This window comes from Pseudonocardia sp. McavD-2-B (assembly GCF_024124365.1).
Taxonomy (GTDB): domain Bacteria; phylum Actinomycetota; class Actinomycetes; order Mycobacteriales; family Pseudonocardiaceae; genus Pseudonocardia; species Pseudonocardia alni.
This window is the reverse complement of the sequence record NZ_JAMXSG010000055.1, coordinates 1-24,726: the sequence shown is the minus strand read 5'-3', so window position 1 is coordinate 24,726 and position 24,726 is coordinate 1. Positions and strand designations below refer to the sequence as shown.

Here is a 24,726-nt window from a genome sequence, read left to right as displayed (position 1 = left end):
TACCGCTCGACTTGCATGTGTTAAGCACGCCGCCAGCGTTCGTCCTGAGCCAGGATCAAACTCTCCAACAAAACCCTGACTTGCAACAAACAACTGGCCACAACACCCGACGGGATCGAATGCTGCAGCCAAACAAACAATTTGGCACAAAACGCCAAACCGAATCAAAATAGCTCGACACACTGTTGAGTTCTCAAAAGACACCCGCACTCGGGAACCGGGCCTGATGACCGTCGCCCCGGGGCGTCAGAGCTGGCCTCGCTAGGAGGCAACTCTCTTATGCTACGTGTACCGAAGCGCAGCGTCAAGCTCTGCTTCAGGCGGCCTGATCTCCACCGAAGTGGAGTTCGTGGGCCGTCGCCTCCGGGCCGGATCCGCGTCCCTGGCCTCTTGGCCGGTCTCGCTCTCGTCCGTCCCGTCCTGGCGACAACGAGAAAGTTACAGGACGGCCCGGAGGCGATTCACAGGGGGGGTACCTGTTCGGTGTTCCTGCAGGTCAGCGGCCGATCACGCTGATCCGACCCGCACACCGGCCAGGTTGCGCTTCCCCCGCCGCACCACCAGCCAGCCGCCGTCGAGGACGTCACCGGCACCCGGGACCCACTCCTCGTCGACGATCTTGACGTTGTTGACGTACGCGCCGCCCTCCTTCACGGCGCGGCGCGCGGCCCCCTTGCTGTCGGTCAGGCCGGTGGCGACGAGCAGGTCGACGATCGTGTCGGCCGGGCCGGCGTCGGCCGTCGGCACCTCGGCGAGCGCGGCACCGAGAGTGGCCGCGTCCAGGTCGGTGAGCTCCGCGCGGCCGAACAGGGCCTGGCTCGCCGTCGTCACCTGCTTGGTCTGCTCCTCGCCGTGCACCAGCGTCGTCAGCTCGGCGGCGAGACGTCGTTGCGCACCACGCAGGTGCGGCTTCTCGGCGAGCTCGTTCTCCAGCGCCTCGATCTCGGCGCGATCGAGGAAGGTGAAGAGCTTGAGGTAGGTGATCGCGTCGGCGTCGGCGACGTTCACGAAGTACTGGTACCAGGCGTACGGCGAGGTGCGGTCCGGGTCGAGCCAGACGTTGCCGCCCCCGGTGGACTTGCCGAACTTGCGGCCCTCGGAGTCGGTGACCAGCTGCAGGGTCAGCGCGTGGACGTGGTCACCGGTCACCCGGCGGACGAGGTCCACACCGCCGACGATGTTGCCCCACTGGTCGGAGCCGCCGATCTGCAGCCGCACCCCGAGCTCGCGGTACAGGTGCAGATAGTCCTGGGCCTGGAGCAGCAGGTAGCTGAACTCGGTGTAGGACATCCCGTCGCCGGCGAGGCGGCGCTTCACCGTGTCCCGCGAGATCATCGTGCTGACCGGGAAGTGCTTGCCGAGGTCGCGCAGGAACTCCAGGACCGTCTGCTGCCCGGTCCAGTCCAGGTTGTTGACGGCGACGGCGCCGGTCGGCCCGTCGTCGAAGGACACGAACCTCTCCAGCTGGCCCCGGATGATCCGGGTCCAGTCGGCCACGGTCGAGGCGTCGTTGAGCGTCCGCTCCCCCACGTCGCGCGGGTCCCCGATCATCCCGGTCGCCCCGCCGGCGAGGATGACCGGACGGTGCCCGGCCTCCTGGAAGCGGCGCAGGGTGAGCATCGGGATCAGGTGCCCGGCGTGCAGGCTCGACGCGGTCGGGTCGAAGCCTGCATAGATCGAAACCGGGTCGTCGGCGGCGAGCTCCTTCGCGAGCGCGTCGCGGTCGGTGCTCTGCGCGATCAGGCCGCGCCACTCCAGGTCGTCGAGGATGTCGGTACCCACGGTGCCCATCTTGGTCGGGCCGCCGCGGACCGCGCACGCGGGTGGCTCAGGCGCTGCGACGACGGCGTGTCCCGGCCCGGTACGGGCTCACTGCCGGGGAGCCTTCGACCCAGAACCGCCAGGGCAGCTCGGCCGCTGCGGCGACGCCCACCCGAGGTCCGGTCCGGACCAGCTCCGGTGCGACCGGGTCGCCCGCGCGCAGCCGCACCCGTGACGCCGGGTCGGTGACGTCGGTCCCGTTGTCCTCGCGGCGCAGCCCGAGCAGTGCGGCGAGCCGCGCGGGACCGCGGGCCAGGTCGTTGTCGCGGCGGGCGGTGGGTCTGCGTTCCCGCGCGACCCCCGGGTCGGTGAGCAGCTCACCGGCTCGCAGCAGGACCGCGCCCGGCTCGCCGTCGGTGAGGCACGAGACGTTCGCGCAGAAGTGCATGCCGTAGACGAAGTAGACGTACAGGTGCCCGGGCGGGCCGAACATCACCGCGTTGCGCGGGGTCGGGCCGCGATAACAGTGCGACGCGGGGTCGTCGCGGCCCCGGTAGGCCTCCACCTCGACCAGCCGCACCGCGACCGTGCCGTCGGGGGTGTCGGCCTCGAGGACGCACCCGAGCAGCCGCTCGGCGGCGGGCAGGACGTCGACGGCCAGGCCGGCCCGGTCCAGCAGACCGGCGGGGCCCGGCCGGTCGTCCCGGCCGGGCCCCGTCGTGTCGTCGTCCACCGTCAGCGGCGCGCGAGCGCCAGCTGCACGCAGGTCACGACACCGGCCATGGCCTTCTCGACCTCGTCGAGCGGGGGCAGGGTCGGGGCGAGCCGGATGGTCGCGTCCTGCGGGTCCTTGCCGTAGGGGTGCGTTGCACCGGCCGGGGTCAGGACGACGCCCGCCTCCTTCGCCAGCCGTACGACCTCCGAGGCGAGGCCGTCCGGGACGGTCAGGCTCACGAAGTAGCCACCCCGGGGCTTGGTCCACGACACGCCCTCGACGTCGGAGAACGCCTCGGTCAGCAGCCGGTCGACCGCGGCGAACTTCGGCGCGATCAGCTCGCGGTGCGCGGCCATGTGCGCCCGCAGCCCGGCGGCGTCCTTGAGGAACAGGGCGTGCCGCAGGTGGTTGACCTTGTCCGGGCCGATCGTCTTCTTCGACGCCAGCTTCAGCCACCAGTCGACGTTCGCCTGCGAGGCACCGAAGAACGCGACGCCCGCACCGGCGAGGGTGATCTTCGAGGTGGACCCGAAGACGAACGGGCGGTCCGCGTTGCCCGCCTCGGCGGCCAGGGTGAGGACGTCGGCGATCTCGACCTCCTCGGTGGTCAGGTGGTGCACCGCGTAGGCGTTGTCCCACATGATGCGGAAGTCCGGGGCGGCGGTCGGCATGGTGGCCAGCCGGCGCACGACCTCGTCGGAGTAGACGGCCCCGTCGGGGTTCGAGTACTTCGGCACGCACCAGATGCCCTTGATCGACGGGTCCTCGGCGACGAGCCGCTCGACCTCATCCATGTCAGGGCCGTCCGCGGTCATCGGGACGGTGACGAGGTCGATCCCGAGCCGCTCGCACACGCCGTAGTGGCGGTCGTAGCCGGGGACCGGGGCGATGAACGCGACCCGGCCGGCGTCGACCCAGCGGGTCGGGGCGCCGGGCAACGCGGTCAGCAGCGCGTGCACGAGCGTGTCGTGCATCAGCTCCAGGCTGGAGTTGTTCGACGCCACCAGTTGCCCGACAGGGACCTGCAGCGACGGCGCGAAGATCTCCCGCAGCTCGGGCAGACCCTGGCCGCCGCCGTAGTTGCGGGTGTCGGTTCCGTCGGCCGCGCGGAACTGTCCCGCGCCCGGCAGGCCGAGCAGCTCGTGGGACAGGTCCAGCTGCTGCGCGGACGGCTTGCCCCGCGTCAGGTCGAGCTTCAGGCCGGCGGCCTTGAGCTCCTCGTAGGCTGCGGCAGGGTCGGTCATGCGGTTCCTCCGGTGAACTCTCGCGCTGCTGCGACCGCGGTACGCAGGTCGGTGAGCTGCTCGGCGACCCGGTCGCCGGCCGTCCCACCGCGCGCGTTCCGCGACGCGATGGAGCCTTCCACGGTCAGTACGTCGCGGACACTCGGGTCGAGTGCCGGGTGCACGGCGGCCAGCTCGGCGTCGGTCAGGTCCTCCAGCCCGACGCCGCGGGCCTCGGCGGCGCGGACGCAGCCGCCCGCGGCCTCGTGCGCCACGCGGAACGGGACGCCCTGCCGGACGAGCCACTCGGCCACGTCGGTGGCGAGGGTGAACCCGGCCGGGGCCAGCTCGGCGAGCCGCCCGGTGTGGAAGGTCAGGGTGGCCACCATCCCGGCGACCGCGGGGAGCAGGAGCTCCAGCTGCGCGACCGAGTCGAACAGCGGCTCCTTGTCCTCCTGCAGGTCCCGGTTGTAGGCCAGCGGGAGCCCCTTGAGGGTGGTCATGAGCCCGGCGAGGTTGCCGACGAGCCGACCGGACTTGCCGCGGGCCAGCTCGGCGACGTCGGGGTTCTTCTTCTGCGGCATGATCGAGCTACCGGTGGAGAACGCGTCGTCGAGGGTGACGTAGCCGAACTCGGCCGTCGCCCAGAGGATGATCTCCTCCGACAGCCGCGACAGGTCGACGCCGATCATCGCGAGGACGAACGCGGCCTCGGCGGCGAAGTCCCGCGAGGCGGTCCCGTCGATCGAGTTGGCCGAGGACCCGGTGAAGCCGAGCTCGGCGGCGACGGCATCCGGGTCGAGCCCGAGCGAGGACCCGGCGAGCGCGCCGGAGCCGTAGGGCGACCAGGCGCTGCGCCGGTCCCAGTCGGCGAGCCGGTCGACGTCGCGCAGCAGGGCCTGGGCGTGCGCGGCCAGCTGGTGGCCGAGCAGCACCGGCTGGGCGTGCTGCAGGTGGGTGCGGCCGGGCATCGGCGCGCCGGGGTGGGCCTGCGCCTGGGCGACGAGTGCGTCGACGACGTCGAGGACGCCGGAGCCGACCCGTCGCGTGGCGTCGCGCAGCCACATCCGGAACTGGGTGGCGACCTGGTCGTTGCGCGAGCGACCGGCCCGCAGCTTGCCGCCCAGGTCGGCACCGGCCCGCTCGATGAGGCCGCGCTCCAGTGCGGTGTGCACGTCCTCGTCGCTCGGGTCGGGGCCGAACGCCCCGGAGGCGACGTCGGCGGCGAGCTCGTCGAGCGCCTTGTGCATTCCCGACAGCTCCTCGTCGGTCAGGAGACCGGCGCGGTGCAGGACCCGGGCGTGCGCCTTCGAGCCGCGGATGTCGTAGGGGGCCAGTGCCCAGTCGAAGTGGGTGGACTTCGACAGCGCCGCGAGCGCGTCGGCCGGACCGGACGCGAACCGGCCACCCCACAGCGCTCCGCCACCGGCGACCGCGCCCTGTCGGGGGTCCGCGTCGGTCATGTCGGCTCTCCTTCTCGTTCGTCGTGCGTCCCGGCGGCCGCGTGGGCCCTCCGGGGCAGGTCCTGCAGCCGTTCCGCCAACTCCGCCCCGGTGAGGGGCTCGCGGGCGACGACGATGACCGTGTCGTCGCCGGCGATGGTGCCGACGACGTCGTGCAGTGCGGCCCGGTCGAGTGCGCTCGCGAGGTAGTGCGCCGCGCCCGGCGGGGTCCGCAGGACCGCCAGGTTCCCACTCGCGTCGGCGGACACGAGCAGCTCCCCCAGCAACCGGGCGAGCCGCCCCGTGCCGCCCTCGACCCCGCGCACGGGGCTGCCGTCCTCGGGGATGCGGTAGACCGGCTGCCCGCCGTCCGCGCCGCGGAGCTTCACCGCGCCCAGTTCGTCCAGGTCACGCGAGAGCGTGGCCTGGGTCGTCTCGATGCCGTGCCGCTCGTGGAGCAACCCGATGATCTCCACCTGGCTGCTCAGGTCGTAGTTCCAGACCACGTCGATGACGGCCGCCTGCCGGCTGGCCCGGCTCACCGGGTTCCTGCGGTCGCGGTCCGCCTCACCCATGCCGAAGGAGCCAGGTGAGCAGCGCCTTCTGCGCGTGCAACCGGTTCTCGGCCTCGTCCCAGACTGCGCTGGCGGGGCCGTCGAGGACCTCGTCGGTGATCTCGTCCCCCCGGTGGGCCGGCAGGCAGTGCAGCACGACCGCGTCCGGTGCGGCGCGCTCCAGCAGGGCGGCGTTCACCTGATAGGGCCGGAACGGCGCGACCCGGTCGAGCCCGTCGTCCTCCTGGCCCATCGAGGTCCAGGTGTCGGTGACGACGACCTGGGCGCCGGCGACGGCGGCGACCGGGTCCGCGACGAGCGTGACCGATCCCCCGGTCTGCTCGGCCCGGGTCTTCGCGTCGCGCAACACGCCGTCGTCGGGGGTGAACCCGGCGGGCGCGGCGATCCGGACGTGCAGCCCGGCCGTGGCCCCGCCGAGCAGCAGCGAGTGGGCGACGTTGTTCGCACCGTCGCCGAGGTAGGTCAGGGTGAGCCCGGCGAGACGGCCGAAGCGCTCCCGCACGGTCTGCAGGTCCGCCAGGATCTGGCACGGGTGGAACAGGTCGGTCAGCGCGTTGACGACCGGCACGGTCGCCGCGCCGGCCATCTCCTCGATCCGCTCCTGGCCGCTGGTGCGCCACACGATCGCGTCGACGTAGCGCGACAGCACCCGGGAGGTGTCGGAGATGGTCTCGCCGCGCCCCAGCTGGCTGGTGGTGCCGTCGAGGATGATCGCGGTGCCGCCGAGCTGGCTGATCCCGGCCTCGAACGACACCCGGGTGCGGGTGGAGGACTTGTCGAACACGACCCCCACGGCGCGCGGTCCGGCGAGCGGGCGCTCGGCGAACGGGTCGGCCTTGAGCCGGTCGGCGAGGTCGAGGACCTCGGCCTGCTCGGCCGGGGTCAGGTCGTCGTCGCGGAGCAGGTGGCGGACCATCAGTTCCCCTGCCCCTCGTGCTGGGCGGCGGCCGCGTCGAGCACGGCGGGCAGAGCCGTCAGGAACTCCTCGGCCTCGTCGCCGGTCAGGGTCAGCGCCGGGGCCAGCCGCAGCCGGTCCGGGGTGGCGTTGTTGACCAGGATCCCGGCGTCGCGCGCGGCCGCGGCGGCCGGGGCGGCGACCGGCGCGGTGAGGCCGACGCCGATGTGCAGACCGGCGCCGGAGACGTCGCCGACCAGGGGGTGGCCGAGACCCTCGATCCGGCTGCGGATCTCCTTGCCGAGCCGGTCGACGTGGGCGAGCAGTCCCTCGGCGGCGACCGTGTCGAGGACGGCGAGCGCCGCGGCGCACGACACCGGGTTGCCACCGAAGGTGGTGCCGTGCTGGCCGGGCTCGAGCAGCGCTGCGGCGGCGCCGAACCCGACGCAGGCCCCGATCGGGAGACCGCCACCGAGGCCCTTGGCCAGGGTGATCACGTCGGGGACGATGCCGTGCGCCTGGTGCGCGAACCAGTAGCCGGTGCGGCCGATCCCGGTCTGGACCTCGTCGAGGACCAGCAGTGCGCCGCGCTCGGCGGTGATCCGCCGGGCCTGCGCCAGATACCCCTCGGGCGGCACGATCACGCCGGCCTCGCCGAGGATCGGCTCCAGGAACACCGCGGCGGTCCGCTCGGTGACGGCGGCGTCGAGTGCGGCGACGTCACCGAACGGGATGTGGGTCACCCCGGCGGGCATCGGCTCGAACGGGGCCCGCTTGGCGGGCTGCCCGGTCAGCGCGAGCGCACCCATCGTGCGGCCGTGGAACGCGCCCTCGCAGGCGATGATCTCCGGCCTGCCGGTCCGGCGGGCGATCTTGAAGGCGGCCTCGTTGGCCTCGGTGCCGGAGTTGCAGAGCAGGGTGCGGGCGTCGTCGCGGCCGAGCAGTGCCTGCAGCCGCTCGGCGAGCTGCAGCGCGGGCTCGGTGATGAAGAAGTTCGAGGTGTGGCCCAGGGTACGGACCTGCTCGGACACCGCCTCGACGACGGCCGGGTGCGCGTGTCCGAGCGCGTTGACCGCGATCCCGGAGTAGAGGTCCAGGTACGCGCGGCCCTCGGCGTCCCAGACGCGGGCGCCCTCGCCACGGACCAGGGTCAGTGGCGGGGTGCCGTAGTTGTTCATCAGAGCGGCCTGCCACCGCTGCGCGTGCGTGGTCATGTCGTTCCCCCGGCTGTGGCGTCCGGCAGCACCATGGTGCCGACGCCGTCGTGTGTGAACACCTCGAGCAGGACCGAGTGCGGCACCCGACCGTCGATCACGTGGGCCTGTCCGACGCCCGACCGCACGGCGCGCAGGCAGGCCTCCATCTTCGGGGCCATGCCGCTCTCCAGGCGGGGCAGCATCGGCTCGAGCTGGTCCGCGGTCAGCGAGGTGATGATCGACTCCGGGTCGGGGTAGTTCGCGTAGAGCCCCTCGACGTCGGTGAGCACCACGAGCTTCGCGGCGTCCAGCGCGCCGGCGAGCGCCGCGGCGGCGCTGTCGGCGTTGATGTTGTGGACCTGGCCGTCGGCGTCCGGCGCGATCCCGGCGACGACCGGGATGCGACCCGCCGCGATGATGTCCAGCACCGCGTCCGGGTTGACCTTCGTGACGTCACCGACCAGGCCGATGTCGACGGGCTCGCCCCCGACCAGCGCGGTGCGCTTCTCGGCCGTGAACAGGCCCGCGTCCTCCCCGGACAGGCCGACGGCGAGCGGCCCGTGGGCGTTGATCAGCCCGACGAGCTCGCGCCCGACCTGGCCGAACAGCACCATCCGGACGATCTCCATCGTCTCCGGGGTGGTGACGCGCAGGCCGCCGCGGAACTCGCCGGGCATGCCGAGCCGCTTCAGCATCACCGAGATCTGCGGCCCGCCGCCGTGCACGACGACCGGGTGGATGCCCGCGAGCCGCAGGAACACCATGTCCCGGGCGAAGGCCTGCTTCAGCTCGTCGTCGATCATGGCGTTGCCGCCGTACTTGACGACGACGATCCGGCCGTGGAAGCGCTGCAGCCAGGGCAGCGCCTCGGCGAGCACACCGGCCTTCTCCCCCGCCCGCTTCAGCCGGGCCGGGGTCTCCGGGGACGGCGCGATCTGCGGCTGCGGCAGCGCGTCCGGGGCGACCGGCTCAGGAGGAGTAGGCACTGTTCTCCTCCACGTAGGCGTGCGACAGGTCGGTGGTCCGGATCTCGGCGGTGTGCCCGTCGGCCCCACCGGACAGGCCCAGCTCGACCTCGATCAGCACGTCCTTCCCGGACAGGTCGCAGTCGGCCCGGTCCCCGGCGACGACGGCGCCCTTGCACAGCAGCACGCCGTTGATCGTGACGTCGAGGCGCTCGGGGTCGATCTCGGCGTCGGCGTACCCGGCGGAGGCCGCGACCCGGCCCCAGTTCGGGTCGGACCCGAACATCGCGGTCTTGACCAAGGAGTCGCGGGCGATCGTGCGGGCTACGGTGACCGCGTCGTCCTCGGAGGCGGCGCCGGTGACCCGCACGGTGATGCGCTTGGTGACGCCCTCGGCGTCGGCCTGCATCTGCTCGGCGAGGTCGCGGCACACGCGGGTGAGCGCGGCGGTGAACACCGCCGGGTCGGCCTCGACGCCGGACGCACCGGAGGCCAGCACCAGCACGGTGTCGTTGGTGGACATCGAGCCGTCGACGTCGAGCCGGTCGAAGCTGTAGCGGACCGCCTCGCGCAGCGCGGCGTCGAGCGTGGCCCGGTCGAGGACGGCGTCGGTGGTGACCACGCTGAGCATGGTCGCCATCGACGGGGCGATCATCCCGGCGCCCTTGGTGGTGCCCCCGACGGTCCAGCCCGCCGGGTCGGTGACCGCGGACTCCTTCGGGACGGTGTCGGTCGTCATGATCGCGGCGGCGACGGCGGATCCTGCCTCGGGCCCGGACGCCAGCTCCGCGGCGGCCGACCGGACCCCGGCGAGCACGGTCTCCCGCGGGAGCTGCTCACCGATCAGGCCGGTGGAGCACACGGCGACGTCGATCGCGCCGCAGCCGACCACCTCGGCCACCTGCTCCGCGGTGGCGTGCGCGACCTGGAAGCCCTCGGCGCCGGTGCAGGCGTTCGCCCCGCCGGAGTTGAGGACGACCGCGCGCAGCGAGCCGGTGGTCAGCACCTGCTGGGACCAGAGGACGGGGGCGGCCTTGACCTTGTTGCGGGTGAAGACCCCGGCGGCCTCGGCGCGCGGGCCGTCGTTGACGACGAGCGCCAGGTCGGCCTTCCCGGACTTCTTGATCCCGGCGGCGATCCCGGCGGCCCGGAAGCCCTGGGCTGCGGTCACGCTCACGGCGCCACTCCCGTCGTCGGCAGGCCGGCGGTCTCGGGCAGCCCGAGGGCCAGGTTCATGCACTGGACGGCGCCGCCCGCGGTGCCCTTGGTGAGGTTGTCGATCGCGGAGACGACGACCAGCCGGGCGGCGTCGACGTCGACGGTGACCTGCAGCGCGACCATGTTGGAGCCGAGGGTCTGCGCCGTGGTGGGCCACTGGCCCTCGGGCAGCAGCCGCACGAACGGCTCGTCGGCGTAGGCCTTCTCGTAGACCGCCCGGATCGCCTCGGCGTCGGTCGCCGGGTCGGCCAGCGGGGCGGAGCAGGAGGCGAGGATGCCGCGCGGCAGCGGCGCGAGCACCGGGGTGAAGCTCACCGACACGGGAGAGCCGAGCGCGGTGGACAGGTTCTGTGCGATCTCCGGGGTGTGCCGGTGCACGCCGCCGACGCCGTACGCCGACAGCGACCCCATGACCTCCGCGCCCAGCAGGTGCGGCTTGAGCGACTTGCCCGCGCCGGAGGTGCCGGTGACCGCGGTGATCACGACCTCGGGGGCCACCAGGCCGGCGACCAGGGCCGGGACCAGCGCGAGGCTGGTGCCGGTCGGGTAGCAGCCCGGCACCGCGACACGACGGGTGCCGGTCAGCGCGGCCCGGGCACCGGGCAGCTCGGGCAGCCCGTAGGGCCAGTGCCCGGCGTGCTCGCCGCCGTACCAGCGGTCCCAGGCGGCCGGGTCGGTGAGGCGGTGGTCCGCCCCGCAGTCCACGACGAGCGTGTCCGGCCCCAGCTGGGCCGCCAACTCGGCGGACCTGCCGTGCGGCAGTGCGAGGAACACCGCGTCGTGTCCGGCGAGGTTCTCCGCCGTGCTCTCGCCCAGGACGCGGTCCGCGAGCGGGGTCAGGTGCGGCTGGTGCTCGCCCAGACGCGTCCCCGCGTTCCCGCCGGCCGTGAGGGCGCCGATCTCCACCTCGGGATGTGCGAGCAGCAGCCGGAGGAGCTCTCCCCCGGCGTAGCCACTGGCTCCCGCCACTGCGATGCGTACCACGTGGATGAGTATGCACGGCCTCGGAAAGCCATGCAATCGGGATTCACGATCGCGATCGAGCGGTGCGGAACCGGGCCCGGCGGCCGCGTGCGACGCCTAGTTTCCCGCGGGTGCGGCGACGGGTGACACGCGGGGTGGGACCGGGCGCGGGCGCGCCCGCACGGAGGCGGTCGGTGGCGCGCACGGCCGCCGTCGCGACGGTGCTCGCGGGGCTGCTCGCCGGGTGCGCGTCGACCGTGTCCGGAACGCCGTGGCCGACGGGTCGAGGACCCGCGCCGTTCTCGTCCGGAGCGGCGCCGACGGAGCCCAGCCGGCGTCCGCCGACGTCGTTCACGGTGCCGGAGCCGCTGTCGAACGGGCCGCTCGCCGCCCCGACCACCGACGGCCGCCCGACGGTGACGGTCCCGCCCGTTCCCGTCCCGCCCCCGTCCGGAGCCCCGTCCGATCCGCCCGACGGCGGGGCCGGCGTGGCGCGCACAGTGCCGCCGGTGCCGGTCGGGGACGGCGCGTCCCGTGTCCCGGACGGCCGCGTCCGGCCCTCCCCGGGTACGGCGCGCGCCACGGCCCGGCCCGCGTCTCCGGCCGCTCCGGCCCCCCTGACCTCGGACGTGGTGGCCGACGAGTGCCTGCTCGACCGGGCAGCACTGACCGGGCTGCTGGGCGGGCCGCCGGTCGCGCCGGCGACGAACGCCGTCGTCACCCGCACCGACGGCACCCGCACCCGGGCCTGCTTCGCGCTCGCCGACGGCGTGACGGTGTCGGTCAACGTGTACACGACGAACCGGGGCACGCCGGCCGGCTACGTCGCCGGCGCACGACACGGCAGCGCGGTGAACGGGCTCCCGGCGGGGACCTCCGCGACGGTGCTCGACACCGTCGCCGGGCCGACCCTGCAGCTGGCCACCGCCCGGCACCTGGTGACGGTGGCGGTCGCGGGGCGGACACCGTCCCGCGACCGGTGGCGGGCCGCCGCGGTGGCCGCCGTCGCGGCGGCCCCGCGCTGAGCCGGCCGTGGCCCGGCACGGGCCCGCCACGGACCGGGGGTCAGCGCAATGCGGCTCCGTGCCGGGCGGTGGCCTCGGCGACCGCCGCGTCACGCGCAGCGTTAGCCTCCTCGCTGGTCAGCGTGCGGTCCGCGGCGCGCAGGCGCAGCGAGAACGCCAGCGAGCGGCGGCCCTGTCCGACCTGGTCGCCGGTGTAGACGTCGAACAGCCGCACCGACTCCAGCAGCTCCCCCGCGCCCGCGGTGAGCGCGTCGGCGAGGTCCGCGGCCGGGACCGTCTCGTCGGCGACCAGGGCGACGTCGACGGCGACCGGCGGGAACGGCGACACCCGCGGCACCGGCAGGTTCTCCCGCAGCGGGACCGCGTCGAGGTCGATCTCCGCGGCGGCGGTGCGGGCCGGCAGCCCCAGCGCCTCGACGACCTTGGGGTGCAGCTCCCCGGCGTACCCGACGACGGTGTCGGTGCCCGCGACGACGAGCTCCGCGCACCGGCCCGGGTGCCACGGCGCCCGCTCGGCGCGACGCGGCCGCAGCTCCACCCCGGCGGCGGCACCGGTCAGCCGGGCCGCCTCGACGGCGTCGGACCAGGCGGCGGGACGGCCCCGGCCCCACCAGCCGCGCGGCTCGCGGTTCCCGGCGAGGACGACCCCGACGTGCACGGGCTGGTCGGGCAGCGCGGCGCGCAGGGCGGCGTACTCGGCGTCGGACGGCCGGCCGGTGACGGCCGGGTCGGGCATCGCGGGGGTGCTCTCCCCCGGCTGCACGACCTGCGCGATCGCGTACAGCGCGAGGTCCTCGGCGCCGCGGGAACGGTTGCGCACCAGCATGTCCAGCAGACCGGGGAGCAGGGTCGTCGTGAGCCGGGACCGCTCGGCGTCGAGCGGGTTGGTGACGGCCACGGTGCGGCGGCGCTCGTCGTCGGCGGGCAGGCCCAGGTCGTCCCAGACGGCGTCGGAGACGAACGGGAACGGCAGCACCTCGACGTGGCCGGCCTCGGCCAGGGCGCGCGACACCGCGCGACGGCGCTGCTGGGCGGCGGTCAGGCCACGGCCGGCCGGGGCGGTGGGCAGCACGGAGGGGATGGCGTCGTAGCCCTCCAGGCGCAGCACCTCCTCCACCAGGTCGGCGGCCATGGTGAGATCCGGGCGCCAGGTCGGCGGGGTCGCGACGACGACGCCCTCGCCGCCGGCACCGGTGTCCAGCGAGACGGCGCAGCCGACCTGGGTCAGGCGGCGCACGGTGGCCCCGCGCGGGTAGTCGACGCCGGCGACGCGGTCGGGCATCGACAGCGGCATCCGCACGCTCGCGACGGCGGGGACCCCGCCGGCGTCGGTGCGGCCGTCGGCGAGGGTCCCGCCGCCGAGCTCGACGAGCAGCTGCGCGGCGCGCTCGGCCGCGACCGGCGGCAGCGCCGGGTCCACGACCCGTTCGAACCGCTTGGACGCCTCGCTGGGCAGCTTGTGCCGGCGCGCGGCGCGTGCGATCACCGGCGGGGAGAAGTGCGCGGCCTCCAGCAGCACGTCGACCCGGGCGCCGTCGGCGAGGTCCTCGGGGGCGGGGATCTCGGTGGACGCGCCGCCCATCACGCCGGCGAGCCCGATCGGGCCGGAGTCGTCGGTGATGAGCAGATCGTCGGTGTCCAGTGTGCGGATGTGGCCGCTGAGGGTCTGCAGCTTCTCCCCCGTCGTCGCGCGGCGGACCTCGATGGCGCCGGTCAGGCGGGTCGCGTCGTAGGCGTGCAGCGGCTGGCCGAGGTCGATCATCACGAAGTTGGTGACGTCGACGATCAGCGAGATCGGCCGCATCCCGGCCGAGAGCAGCGCGCGCTGCATCCACCAGGGGCTGGGCGCGGCCGGGTCGACGCCGTCCACCCGGCGCGCGACGAACCGCGGGCAGGCATCGGTGTCGGCGAGCCGCACCGGCCACGCGTCGCCGGTGGTGTCCGGGACGGTGACCCGGGTGACCGGGTCGGTGTAGTCGGCGTCGAGCGAGGTCGCGAGCTCGCGGGCGAGACCGCGGACGGCGAAGCAGTAGCCCCGGTCCGGGGTGACGGCGAGCTCGACGACGGGCTCGGACAGGCCGAGGACGTCGAGGGCGTCGTCGCCGGGCTCGGCGGTGCCGGGCGGCAGCACCAGGATGCCGCCGCTCTCGGCGCCGAGGCCGAGCTCCTTCGCCGAGGCGATCATGCCGTCGGAGACCTTGCCGTAGGTCGTGCGTTGCGCGATCGCGAAGTCGCCGGGCAGCACGGCGCCCGGTTCGGTGACGACGACGAGGTCGCCGACGGCGAAGTTGCGGGCGCCGCACACCACGTAGCGGTGACGTTCTCCTTCGAAGCCCACCCGGCAGTACCGGATCGGCTTCTTGAACCCGGTGAGCTCCTCGATCTCCTCGACCCGGGCGACCGTCACCGGTCCGGTGACCGCGGGGGCCGGGTGGATCTCCTCGACCTCCAGGCCGACCCGGACGAAGGCGTCGCCGATCGCCTCGGGACCGGCGGGCAGCGCCGCCGGGTCGATGTGCCGGGCGAGCCAGGACGCGGACACTCGCACTGCTCAGAACTCCTCGGGTGGAAGCGGGGTGGGCCGGGTCAGACGCCGAACGCGGTCGAGAAGCGGACGTCGCCCTCGACCATGTCCCGCATGTCCGGGATGCCGTTGCGGAACATGAGGGTCCGCTCGATGCCCATGCCGAACGCGAAACCGGAGTAGACCTCGGTGTCGACGCCACAGGCACGCAGGACGTGGGGGTTGACCATGCCGCAGCCGCCCCACTCGACCCAGCCGGGTCCGCCCTTCTTCTGCGGGAACCACAGGTCCACCTCGGCCGAGGGCTCGGTGAACGGGAAGTACGACGGCCGCATCCGGGTACCGGCCTCCGGGCCGAACACCGCGCGGGCGAACGCGTCGAGCGTCCCCTTGAGGTGGGCCATGGTCAGCCCGCGGTCGACGGCGAGGCCCTCGACCTGGTGGAACACCGGGGTGTGGGTGGCGTCGAGCTCGTCGGTGCGGAAGGTCCGGCCGGGGCAGGCGACGTAGACCGGCAGCTCGCGCTCCAGCAGCGACCGGACCTGCACCGGCGAGGTGTGCGTACGCAGCACCGTGCCCGAGTCCTGCCCGCGCTCGGGGTCACCCAGGTAGAAGGTGTCCTGCATGGTGCGGGCGGGGTGGTCCTTGCCGAAGTTGAGCGCGTCGAAGTTCAGCCACGACGCCTCGACCTCGGGACCCTCCGCGACCTCCCAGCCCATCCCGACGAAGATGTCGGCGATCCGCTCGGACAGCTGTGTGATGGGGTGGCGCGCGCCGCGCGGGCGACGGTCCCAGGGCAGCGTGACGTCGACGGCCTCCTCGGCCAGCACCCGGGCGTCGCGCTCGACGAGCAGGACCTCGCGGCGCGCGTCGAACGCGGCCTGGGCCTCCACGCGGGCGGCGTTGACCCGCTTGCCGGCGTCGGCGCGCTCGGGGCCGGGCAGCTGCCCCAGCGACCGGCGGGCCATCGGGATCGGGGCGCGGTCGCCGAGGTGCGCGGGCTTCGCCGCGGCCAGCGCGTCGAGGTCGCCCGCCTCGTCGAACGCCGTGCGGGCGGCCTCCACCGCGGCCTTCAGTGCATCCGGGTCGAGAGGGCTCGCCGTGTCGTTCTCACTCATGGTGCCCACGATCGTAGAGGGCGGCCGCGAGCCGGTTTCAGTCGCGCGCCGGGGACAGCTGCGGGGCGACGCCCGCGCGGGCCCCGACCGTCGCGTACAGGCAGATCGCCGCGGCGGTGGCGAGGTTCAGCGACTCGGCGCGGCCGTGGATCGGGACGCGGACCCGGTGGTCCGCGGCGGCATGCACCGCGGCCGACGGGCCGTGCGCCTCGCTGCCGAGGATCCAGGCGACGGGCCCGGCGAGGGTCGGGGTGACGGCGGGGTCGTGCAGGTCGACCTCGCCGTGCCCGTCGGCGACGAGCGTGGTCAGCCCGGCCGCGCGGCACATCTCGACGACGGCGGGCGCGTCCCGGTCGCGGGCCAGCGGCAGATGGAACACGCTGCCGGTGGAGGCCCGGACGGCCTTGCCGTTGTGCGGGTCGACGGTGTCCCCCGCCAGGAGGACCGCGTCACAGCCCGCCGCGTCGGCGACCCTGATCACGGTGCCGACGTTGCCGGGGTCGGAGATGCCGTCGCAGACCGTGACGAAGCCGGGGACCCCGGCCAGCGCGGTGGCGACCGGGACGTCGAGCAGGTCGCACACGGCGACGATCCCCTGCGGGGTGACCGTCTCGGACAGACCCGCGGCGGCCTTGTGCGTCACCGGGGACACCCGGGCGCCGGAGCGCTCCGCGGCCTCCACCAGCTCGGGGTGGCGCTCGGCGGCGACGGCGGTGACGAACAGCTCGTGCACCGTCACGGCGGCGAGGGCCTCGCGGACGGCCTGGGCACCCTCCACGAGGAAACGCCCGGCCCGATCGCGCCCCGCGCGCCGCAGCAGCTTGCGTGCCGCTGCGACGCGGGGAGTGCGCTCGGTACCGGGCGTGGAGTCCGCGGAGCGCTCGCCGGCGCCGCGCGACTCGATGTCGCCTCGGGTCACCTCAGGCCGCGGAGCCCTGCTCGGTGCCGACCGGCAGGTTCTCCTTCGCCACCGCGACGAGCGCGGCGAACGCGGCCGGGTCGCTCACGGCGATCTCGGCGAGGTTCTTGCGGTCGACCTCGACACCGGCGGCCTTGAGGCCCTGGATGAACCGGTTGTAGGTCATGTCGTTGGCGCGGGCCGCGGCGTTGATGCGAGTGATCCACAGCTGCCGGAAGTCGCCCTTGCGCGCACGACGGTCCCGGTAGGCGTAGTTCATCGAGTGGAGCATCTGCTCCTTGGCCTTGCGGTACAGCCGCGAGCGCTGCCCGCGGTAGCCGGCGGCCGACTCCAGCGTGGTGCGGCGCTTCTTCTGGGCGTTCACGGAGCGCTTCACGCGTGCCATGGGGTATCTCCTGGGGCTTCTCCGGCACTACCGCGATGGGGGTACGGCGTGCCGGGGTTCGTGAAAGGGGCGGAAGGTCAGTGACCGAGCAGCTTCTTGACGCGCTTCACATCGGCCTTGGCGAGCTCGACGGTGCCCGACAGGTCGCGCTTCTCCTTGCGCGACTTGACCTCGAGACGGTGCCGCAGCCCGGCCTGCTGGCGCATGAGCTTGCCGCCACCGGTGATGCGGACGCGCTTCGCGGTCCCCTTGTGCGTCTTGTTCTTCGGCATGACGTATCCGTTCGATGTCGGCCCCCGAGGTTCCGGGGGTCGGTGCGGGTACTGCGTGTCCCTCCCGTGCCCGGCTGCGGCCGGGCACGGGAGCGGGCTCACGCCTCGGCTTCGGCGGGGGCGTCTGCCGGGGCGTCGGAGCCGGCTGCCGCCGTCGTCTTGCGCGACGCCGGCTTCTTCGTCGGTGCCAGCACCATCGTCATGTTGCGGCCGTCCTGTTTCGGAGCGGCCTCGACGACGGCCATGTCACCGATGTCCTCGGCCAGGCGCTGGAGCAGGCGGTAGCCCAGCTCGGGACGCGACTGCTCGCGACCACGGAACATGATCGTGACCTTGACCTTGTTGCCGCCTTCGAGGAAGCGGATGACGTGACCGCGCTTCGTCTCGTAGTCGTGCTTGTCGATCTTCGGCCGGAGCTTCTGCTCCTTGATCACGGTGAGCTGCTGGTTGCGCCGGGACTCCCGGGCCTTCTGCGCGCTCTCGTACTTGAACTTTCCGTAGTCCATGAGCTTGCAGACCGGCGGGCGGGCCTGGCCGGCGACCTCGACGAGGTCGAGGTCGGCGTCCTGGGCCAGCTTGAGGGCGTCCTCGATGCGCACGATCCCGACCTGCTCGCCGTTCGGGCCCACGAGGCGGACCTCGGGCACGCGGATGCGGTCGTTGATGCGGGGCTCTGTGCTGATGGGGTCTCCTGTGTGACTCGCTGTGTCGCTACTACCTGCTGCCGGCGACGACAAGCGAAGACCCGTTGATCGGCCCGCGACAGAATGCTGCCGCGGAGCCGGACCATGGACCCGGACACCGTTACGATCACGGCGCGGGTGGGAGCGGGGCTCCACTTGACGCCCGGAACACACGTGTCAACGCGATCCCGGGTGGTCGCATTCCCGAGGGTAACAGGCCGCCGGTGCGCCGGGAACGCGGGGGCCGGGCCGGGACCTGCACGGACCCGGACCGGGGCCGGGCTCAGCCCGCGCTGGCGGCCTTGGCCCGGCTGCGCCGTGCGGTCGTCGACCGCCCCGCGCCCGCGGTGCCGTTGCCGTTCGACGACGAGCTCCGCCGCCGGACCGGCGTGACCGGTGTGTCGTCCGGGGTGACCAGGTCGCGCAGGAACCGGCCGGTGTGGCTGTCGGGGTGTGCCGCGATCTGCTCCGGTGTCCCCTGGGCCACCACGGTCCCGCCGCCCGAGCCGCCCTCCGGGCCCATGTCGATGACCCAGTCCGAGGTCTTGATGACGTCGAGGTTGTGCTCGATCACGATCACGGTGTTGCCCTTGTCCGCCAGGCCCTGGATGACGGCGAGGAGCTTGCGGATGTCCTCGAAGTGCAGACCGGTGGTCGGCTCGTCGAGGATGTAGACGGTGCGGCCGTTGCTGCGTTTCTGCAGCTCACTGGCGAGCTTGACGCGCTGGGCCTCACCGCCGGACAGCGTCGGCGCGGGCTGCCCGAGCCGGACGTAGCCGAGGCCGACGTCGACCAGCGTCCGCAGGTAGCGGGCGATCGAGGTGATCGGCTCGAAGAACTCGGCAGCCTCCTCGATCGGCATGTCGAGGACGTCGGCGACGGTCTTGCCCTTGTAGTGGACCTCGAGGGTCTCCCGGTTGTAGCGGGCTCCCTTGCAGACCTCGCACGGCACGTAGACGTCCGGCAGGAAGTTCATCTCGATCTTGATCGTGCCGTCGCCGGTGCACGCCTCGCAGCGGCCGCCCTTGACGTTGAAGGAGAAGCGGCCCTCGGCGTAGCCGCGGACCTTCGCCTCGGTGGTCGCGGCGAACAGCTTGCGGACCTTGTCCCACACGCCGGTGTAGGTCGCCGGGTTGGACCGCGGGGTCCGCCCGATCGGCGACTGGTCGACCCGGACGAGCTTGTCGAGTTCGTCGATGCCGTTGATCCGGGTGTGCCGGCCGGGCACCTGGCGGGCGCCGTTGAGCCGGTTCGCCAGCACCGTGGCGAGGATGTCGTTGATCAGCGTCGACTTGCCGGACCCGGACACCCCGGTGATCGACACCAGGCCGCCGAGCGGCACGTCGACGTCGATGCCGCGCAGGTTGTGCTCGCGGGCGCCGACGATGGTCAGCCTGCGGTCGTGGTCGAGCGCGCGGCGCTCGGGCAGCGGGATCGACTTGCGCCCGGACAGGTAGGCACCGGTCAGCGAGGTGTCGTGCGACTCCAGGTCGGCGATGGTGCCGGAGTGCACGACGCGGCCGCCGTGCTCACCGGCGCCGGGGCCGATGTCCACCGCCCAGTCCGAGGCGCGGATGGTGTCCTCGTCGTGCTCGACGACGATCAGGGTGTTGCCCAGCTCCTTGAGCCGGGTCAGCGTGTCGATCAGGCGCCGGTTGTCGCGCTGGTGCAGGCCGATCGACGGCTCGTCGAGCACGTAGAGGACCCCGACCAGGCCGGAGCCGATCTGGGTGGCCAGCCGGATGCGCTGCGCCTCGCCGCCGGACAGCGTGCCCGCGGCGCGGTCCAGCGACAGGTAGTCCAGCCCGACGTCGAGCAGGAAGCCCAGCCGGGCCTGCACCTCCTTGAGCACTGCGCCGGCGATCATGGCCTGCCGGTCGTCGAGGACCATGCCGTTCAGGAACTGCGAGCACTCGGCGACCGACATGTTCGACACCTGCGCGATCGACCGCTCCCCCAGGTCGCGGTGCGGCAGGGTCACCGACAGCACCTCGGGGCGCAGCCGGGCGCCGTTGCAGGCGGGGCAGGGGATGTCGCGCATGTAACCCTCGTAGCGCTCCCGCTGCGACTCGGACTCGGTCTGCTCCAGGCGGCGCTCGAGGAACGGCATGACGCCCTCGAAGTTCGCGTAGTACGAGCGCTCGCGGCCGTAGCGGTTGCGGTAGCGCACGTGGACCTGGTCGTCGCTGCCGTGCAGCACCGCCTTCCGGGCGGCGGCGGGCAGCGTGCGCCAGGGGGTGTCCATCCGGAACCCGACCGCGGCGGCCAGACCGGACAGCAGCCGGCCGAAGTACTCCGCGTTGTGCCCGGACGACCAGGGCGCGATCGCGCCGTCTCCGAGGGACAGGTCCGGGTCGGGGACGACCAGCTCGGGGTCGACCTCCTTCTTGATGCCGATGCCGGAGCAGGCCGGGCAGGCGCCGTAGGGCGAGTTGAAGGAGAACGTGCGGGGCTCGAGGTCGTCGACGGCGAGGGTGTGCCCGTTCGGGCAGGCCATCTTCTCGGAGAAGCGGCGCTCGCGCTGCGGGTCGTCGTCGGGCAGGTCCACGAAGTCCAGCACGACCAGGCCGTCGGCCAGCCGCAGCGCGGTCTCCACCGAGTCGGTGAGGCGCTGCTTGGCGGTCGCCTTCACCGAGAGCCGGTCGACCACGACGGAGATGTCGTGCTTCTCCTGCTTCTTCAGCTTCGGGGGGTCCGAGAGCGGGTGGACCGTGCCGTCGACGAGGACGCGGGAGTAGCCCTGGGCCTGCAGGTTCCCGAACAGGTCGACGAACTCGCCCTTGCGGGTGCGCACGACCGGCGCGAGCACCTGGAAGCGGCTGCCCTGCTCCATCTCCAGGACCTGGTCGACGATCTGCTGCGGGGTCTGCTTCTCGATCCGCTCGCCGCAGGTCGGGCAGTGCGGGATGCCGGCACGGGCGTAGAGCAGCCGCAGGTAGTCGTGGATCTCGGTGATCGTGCCGACCGTCGACCGCGGGTTGCGGTTGGTCGACTTCTGGTCGATCGAGACCGCCGGGGACAGTCCCTCGATGAAGTCGACGTCGGGCTTGTCCATCTGCCCGAGGAACTGGCGCGCGTACGCCGAGAGGGACTCGACGTAGCGCCGCTGGCCCTCGGCGAAGATCGTGTCGAACGCGAGGCTGGACTTGCCGGACCCGGACAGCCCGGTGAAGACGATCATGCTGTCGCGGGGCAGGTCGATGTCGATGCCCTGCAGGTTGTGTTCGCGCGCGCCACGCACGACCAGCTTCGGCCCGTCCGGGACCGGCGACGCGCCCGGGGACAGGGCGGTGCCGGCGTCGCGGCGGTCGGTGCTGTGGTCGCTCACGTTTCGCGCCTCCTGGGGTGGCGGTGCCGTCCGGGTGATACCCGGTCGTAGCGCCCGCAGGGCTGGGGACATTCCGCGACCGGGCACCTGTGGCCGGTGAGGTTCGTCCCCACGTCCGCCGCCGATGCTAGGTCGACCCACCGACAGCGAGCCCGTCGAGCCGGCCTCGCAGGCGGTCCGGCGCGGTGGATGCACACCGGGACGCGCCGGTCGGTCCGCAGTGCACGGTACTCGCACGTCCGTTCGATCCGTCAGCGGCCCCGTGGGTGCGACCGGCGGGTTCTCCCCACCGCGGGATGTCGGTGCGGGCCGCTACCCTCCCGCTCGTGGACGTCCTGGAGAACTACACCGGTCACACCGACCCCGGCGGCGCGGCCATCCGCCGCGACCTGGAGCGGTTGAGCATCAGCAAGGTCTCGGTCGGCGAGATGGACAACAACGCCTACCTGCTCGTCTGCAAGCGGAGCAACGAGGCGCTGCTGATCGACGCGGCGGCCGAGCCGACCCGCATCGCCGACCTCATCGGCGCCGCCGACGAGCGTCCGGACCTGCGCCACCTGGTCACCACCCACCGCCACGCCGACCACTGGCAGGCACTCGGCGCGATCGCGGGCATGTTCGAGCCGCGGCTGATCGCCCACCCGCAGGACGCCCCGGAGCTGCCGGCCCCGATGGACGAGTTCGTCGAGCACGGCGACACGATCACCTTCGGCGAGATCGAGCTGGAGGTCATCCACCTGCGCGGGCACACGCCGGGCTCGCTGGCGCTGCTCTACCGCGGGGAGGACCGGCCGCACCTGTTCACCGGGGACAGCCTGTTCCCGGGCGGGCCGGGGAAGACCTGGTCGGCGGAGGACAACGCGCAGCTCATCGGCGACCTCGAGGAGCGGGTGTTCGACCGGCTCGACGACGACACCTGGTTCTACCCGGGTCACGGGGACGACTCGACGCTCGGAGCCGAGCGGCCGAGCATCCCGGAGTGGCGCTCGCGGGGCTGGTGACCCTCAGCGCACCGCCGGGCCGCTGCGGGCGTAGCGGCCCGGCGTGACCCCGACCAGCCGGACGAACCGGCGGTGCAGGTGTGCCTGGTCGTGGAACCCCACCGCCGCGGCCGTCGCCGCCGGCGGGGTCCCCTCCAGCAGCAGCGACCGCGCCCGTTCGACGCGGCGGGCGTCGAGGTAGCGGTGCGGCGGCAGCCCGAAGCGCCGCGAGAAGGTGCGGACCAGGTGGCCGGGGTGGGCGTGCAGCAACCGCCCGGCCTCGGCGAGGGTCACCCCGTCGACCAGCCGGGTGTCGAGCAGGTCCCGCAGCCGGCCGGCCAGGTCGTCCGCCGGTGCCCGGCCGGGTCCGACGGCCGGGTCCAGGTGCCGGGCGAGACGTTCGGCGACGAGCGCGAGCCTGCTCTCGGCGTGCAGCTCCTCCCCCGGCACGACCAGCGCGCGGTGCAGCTCGTCGAGCCTGCGGCGCAGGACCGGGTCGGCCACGCCCGGCCGATCGACCGCGGGGCCGACCAGCCCGCCCGTCCCGGCCGCCCCCGGGTCGAGCGCGGCGGGGTCGAGGTAGAGGACCCGTTTGCGGAAGCCGGAGCCGCCCGCCGCGCGTCCGTCGTGCGCGACCCCGGGCGGCAGCAGCGTCACCGGGGCCTCCTCGGTCCCGTGTGGGCGCCGGTCCAGGTCGTAGCGGACGGCGCCGTCGTCGACGATCAGGACGGTCCACGTGGAATGCGCGTGCAGCGGGTACCGGTGCCGGACGAAGCGGGCGTGCAGCACCTCGGCGATGCCCGGCACGCGCTGCGGCCGCCAGGCGGTGACGGCCTCGCCCGGCGCCCGCGGCCCGGCCCCGTTCATGTGAGGAACGTACAAGAGTGCGGGCGCCCGGCCGTCGAGGATCGACGACGTGACCCTCTCCCCCCTGCTCCCCTCCTCCCCCGCTCGCCCCGCCACCAAGATCGCCGTCGTGCTGCGTGACGACCTGCTCGGCTGGCAGGTCGCGAACGTGACCGCGTTCCTCGCCGCCGGGGTCGCGGCCGGCGTCCCCGAGCTGATCGGCGAGCCCTACGCCGACGCCGACGGCACCGCCTACCTGCCGACCCTCGGCCTGCCGGTCCTCGTCCGCGCCGGGGACGCGGCGACGCTCGCGGCCTGCCGGGCCCGGGCGGTCGGCCGCGGGCTGCCGGTGGCGGTGTTCACCGCGGCGATGTTCTCCACCGGCAACGACCACGACAACCGTGCGGTGGTCGCCGCGGTCCGGGCCGAGGAGCTCGACCTGGTCGGGGTGGCGCTGCACGGTCCGCGCAACGCCGTCGACAAGGTCCTCAAGGGGACGACGACCCATCCGTGACGGCAGGCGGGGCCAGCCCGGCGTCGTCGAACAGCTCCCGCCAGCGCGCCGCCGGGAGCCGGTCCAGCGGCCGGTCGGCGGACGCCCACGCCTCGGCGACGGCGCCGGGCAGCAGGTCCGCCCCGACCAGCCCGGCGTCGGTGAGCTCGGCGAGCAGCTGCGGCACGCGGTGCCCGCCGACCCGGGCGACGGCGGCGTCCCAGTCGGGCCGGGTGATCGGGCGGTCGCGGTCGAGCAGCGCGTTGACGGTGATCTCGTAGAGGGCCTGGCTCACGCGGTCAGGATGCCTCCTCGACCCGGCTCCTCCAGCGCGAGTCCGGTGGAGCGCGGGCCGAGCAGGCCGACATCGAGGCACAGCGGCACGATGAGCCCCGCTGCGCCGCCGAACACCGCGACCGGCTCGGCCGTGGCCGGCCGCGAACACGATGCCGAGCACGCCGATCGCCAGCGCCGTGCCGATGATCAGCCACTTCCGCTCGAACCGATCGACCAGCGGGTCCGACGCGAGCGAGCCGAGCGGGTACCCCGCGAAGCTGAGCGCGGCGTAGCCGAGCGACTCGCTGATGTCGAAGCCGTGGCCACCAGGACCAGCAGCGCGGGCGTGCCGAAACCGTGGTAGGCGACGGTGTACGCCCGGGCCCGACGACACCACCGCCGCCTTGCCGACCGGGCCGAGCGCCCACTCGCGGACCAGGAGCGCGGCGAGCACGCCGCCGAGGAACACCTCGTACAGGTCGGAGAACGACCCGATCCCCACCAGGACGACGAGTCGCCGGTGCCACCCCGACAGCGGCAGCGACTCCAGCACCGCCGCCGGTCCGCTCGTGGCTGTCGTGGGCCGTGCCTCGGTCATCGCCGCCCCGGGCGTCGTTGGCATTACTCATGATTCCACATCGCAACGATGGCGTGCGGTGACCGGTACGAGACGGGCGACGTCCGGCAGGACCGCCGGGAGGGGCACGACGGACGGTCGCCGTGCACGGACGGTCACCGTGACGAGGTGACCGGCCGCCGTTACTGCTCCGAACGGCCGCTGTTCGGGGGCGGTCGACCCACTTAGCGTCCCGGACCGATGAGCGCTCCCCACGCCGACGACCGCACCCCCGCGCGCCCGGAGGGCCGCCGCAACGGGCATCCGACGACGCTGCTGACCGGCGCCGCCCCCACCGACGGCGACCC

General features: G+C 73.6%; 22 protein-coding genes and 1 rRNA gene. 3 read left to right on the top strand and 20 right to left on the bottom strand.

The features are described 5' to 3' along the window. From NH602_RS10415 to argC, 11 genes are all read right to left on the bottom strand, one after another. A 16S ribosomal RNA gene (locus NH602_RS10415) occupies positions 1-71 on the bottom strand; the annotation flags it as partial. A gap of 436 nt (positions 72-507) precedes the next feature. Next, positions 508-1,782, bottom strand: a complete 1,275-nt coding sequence (gene tyrS / locus NH602_RS10410) for a tyrosine--tRNA ligase (protein WP_179760174.1) — start codon at positions 1,780-1,782, stop codon at positions 508-510. Between the two features lie 46 nt (positions 1,783-1,828). After that, positions 1,829-2,494, bottom strand: coding sequence for a DNA-3-methyladenine glycosylase (locus NH602_RS10405; RefSeq protein WP_374210152.1), 666 nt, complete (start codon positions 2,492-2,494; stop codon positions 1,829-1,831). 2 nt (positions 2,495-2,496) lie between these two features. Continuing rightward, positions 2,497-3,720 (bottom strand): aminotransferase class I/II-fold pyridoxal phosphate-dependent enzyme, encoded by a 1,224-nt coding sequence (locus NH602_RS10400; RefSeq protein ID WP_073576949.1) that lies wholly within the window; start codon positions 3,718-3,720, stop codon positions 2,497-2,499. After that, the gene (gene argH, locus NH602_RS10395) at positions 3,717-5,162 is read right to left on the bottom strand and encodes an argininosuccinate lyase (protein WP_253067706.1); all 1,446 of its coding nucleotides are present in this window, start codon (positions 5,160-5,162) and stop codon (positions 3,717-3,719) included. The genes NH602_RS10400 and argH overlap by 4 nt, the downstream gene beginning before the upstream one ends. Further along, positions 5,159-5,716: an arginine repressor gene (locus NH602_RS10390; RefSeq protein WP_253067705.1), complete on the bottom strand. Its 558-nt coding sequence runs from the start codon at positions 5,714-5,716 to the stop codon at positions 5,159-5,161. Before NH602_RS10390 ends, argH begins: the two co-directional genes overlap by 4 nt. Next, positions 5,709-6,632, bottom strand: coding sequence for an ornithine carbamoyltransferase (gene argF, locus NH602_RS10385; protein WP_073576952.1), 924 nt, complete (start codon positions 6,630-6,632; stop codon positions 5,709-5,711). The genes NH602_RS10390 and argF overlap by 8 nt, the downstream gene beginning before the upstream one ends. Next, positions 6,632-7,825 (bottom strand): acetylornithine transaminase, encoded by a 1,194-nt coding sequence (locus NH602_RS10380; protein WP_253067704.1) that lies wholly within the window; start codon positions 7,823-7,825, stop codon positions 6,632-6,634. Before NH602_RS10380 ends, argF begins: the two co-directional genes overlap by 1 nt. Further along, positions 7,822-8,742 carry an acetylglutamate kinase gene (argB, locus tag NH602_RS10375; RefSeq protein ID WP_253067710.1) on the bottom strand — a complete coding sequence of 307 codons (921 nt, stop codon included), beginning with the start codon at positions 8,740-8,742 and terminating at the stop codon, positions 7,822-7,824. Before argB ends, NH602_RS10380 begins: the two co-directional genes overlap by 4 nt. A gap of 34 nt (positions 8,743-8,776) precedes the next feature. Then, positions 8,777-9,949, bottom strand: a complete 1,173-nt coding sequence (argJ, locus tag NH602_RS10370; protein WP_167410064.1) for a bifunctional glutamate N-acetyltransferase/amino-acid acetyltransferase ArgJ — start codon at positions 9,947-9,949, stop codon at positions 8,777-8,779. Beyond that, complete coding sequence (gene argC, locus NH602_RS10365) at positions 9,946-10,980, bottom strand: N-acetyl-gamma-glutamyl-phosphate reductase (RefSeq protein ID WP_253067709.1); 1,035 nt, start codon at positions 10,978-10,980, stop codon at positions 9,946-9,948. The genes argJ and argC overlap by 4 nt, the downstream gene beginning before the upstream one ends. 605 nt (positions 10,981-11,585) lie before the next feature. On the opposite strand from argC, the gene NH602_RS10360 reads away from it, so the two are divergent. After that, positions 11,586-11,978, top strand: a complete 393-nt coding sequence (locus NH602_RS10360) for a hypothetical protein (RefSeq protein WP_179760179.1) — start codon at positions 11,586-11,588, stop codon at positions 11,976-11,978. A 40-nt stretch (positions 11,979-12,018) separates the two neighbouring features. Here the strand turns inward: NH602_RS10360 and pheT are convergent, their stop codons facing one another. The 7 genes from pheT to uvrA form a co-directional block, all read right to left on the bottom strand. Beyond that, the gene (gene pheT / locus NH602_RS10355; protein ID WP_253067703.1) at positions 12,019-14,526 is read right to left on the bottom strand and encodes a phenylalanine--tRNA ligase subunit beta; all 2,508 of its coding nucleotides are present in this window, start codon (positions 14,524-14,526) and stop codon (positions 12,019-12,021) included. Between the two features lie 38 nt (positions 14,527-14,564). After that, a complete protein-coding gene (gene pheS, locus NH602_RS10350) occupies positions 14,565-15,620 on the bottom strand; it encodes a phenylalanine--tRNA ligase subunit alpha (RefSeq protein WP_179760181.1) in 1,056 nt (351 codons plus the stop codon). 37 nt (positions 15,621-15,657) lie between these two features. Then, the gene (locus NH602_RS10345; RefSeq protein ID WP_253067708.1) at positions 15,658-16,524 is read right to left on the bottom strand and encodes an RNA methyltransferase; all 867 of its coding nucleotides are present in this window, start codon (positions 16,522-16,524) and stop codon (positions 15,658-15,660) included. Positions 16,525-16,540: 16 nt separating this feature from the next. Further along, entirely contained in the window at positions 16,541-16,924 is a 384-nt protein-coding gene (gene rplT / locus NH602_RS10340) for a 50S ribosomal protein L20 (protein WP_020623392.1), read from the bottom strand. Positions 16,925-17,001: 77 nt separating this feature from the next. Then, positions 17,002-17,196 (bottom strand): 50S ribosomal protein L35, encoded by a 195-nt coding sequence (rpmI, locus tag NH602_RS10335; protein ID WP_020623393.1) that lies wholly within the window; start codon positions 17,194-17,196, stop codon positions 17,002-17,004. Positions 17,197-17,294: 98 nt separating this feature from the next. Then, a complete protein-coding gene (gene infC / locus NH602_RS10330; protein WP_100880393.1) occupies positions 17,295-17,933 on the bottom strand; it encodes a translation initiation factor IF-3 in 639 nt (212 codons plus the stop codon). Positions 17,934-18,162: 229 nt separating this feature from the next. Next, positions 18,163-21,165 carry an excinuclease ABC subunit UvrA gene (gene uvrA, locus NH602_RS10325; RefSeq protein WP_253067707.1) on the bottom strand — a complete coding sequence of 1,001 codons (3,003 nt, stop codon included), beginning with the start codon at positions 21,163-21,165 and terminating at the stop codon, positions 18,163-18,165. A 368-nt stretch (positions 21,166-21,533) separates the two neighbouring features. On the opposite strand from uvrA, the gene NH602_RS10320 reads away from it, so the two are divergent. Continuing rightward, positions 21,534-22,208, top strand: coding sequence for an MBL fold metallo-hydrolase (locus NH602_RS10320; RefSeq protein WP_100880988.1), 675 nt, complete (start codon positions 21,534-21,536; stop codon positions 22,206-22,208). Positions 22,209-22,211: 3 nt separating this feature from the next. Here NH602_RS10320 and NH602_RS10315 read toward each other — a convergent pair whose 3' ends face one another. Beyond that, on the bottom strand, positions 22,212-23,054 hold the full coding sequence (locus NH602_RS10315; RefSeq protein WP_253067701.1) for an AraC family transcriptional regulator: 843 nt from the start codon (positions 23,052-23,054) through the stop codon (positions 22,212-22,214). A gap of 49 nt (positions 23,055-23,103) precedes the next feature. Between NH602_RS10315 and NH602_RS10310 the strand changes: the two genes are divergently transcribed. Further along, positions 23,104-23,547 carry a DUF2000 family protein gene (locus NH602_RS10310; RefSeq protein ID WP_253067700.1) on the top strand — a complete coding sequence of 148 codons (444 nt, stop codon included), beginning with the start codon at positions 23,104-23,106 and terminating at the stop codon, positions 23,545-23,547. On the opposite strand, the gene NH602_RS10305 is transcribed toward NH602_RS10310, so the two are convergent. Continuing rightward, positions 23,522-24,400 (bottom strand): hypothetical protein, encoded by an 879-nt coding sequence (locus NH602_RS10305; RefSeq protein WP_253067699.1) that lies wholly within the window; start codon positions 24,398-24,400, stop codon positions 23,522-23,524. The two genes, NH602_RS10310 and NH602_RS10305, sit on opposite strands and share 26 nt — an antisense overlap. Positions 24,401-24,726 lie beyond the last annotated feature (326 nt).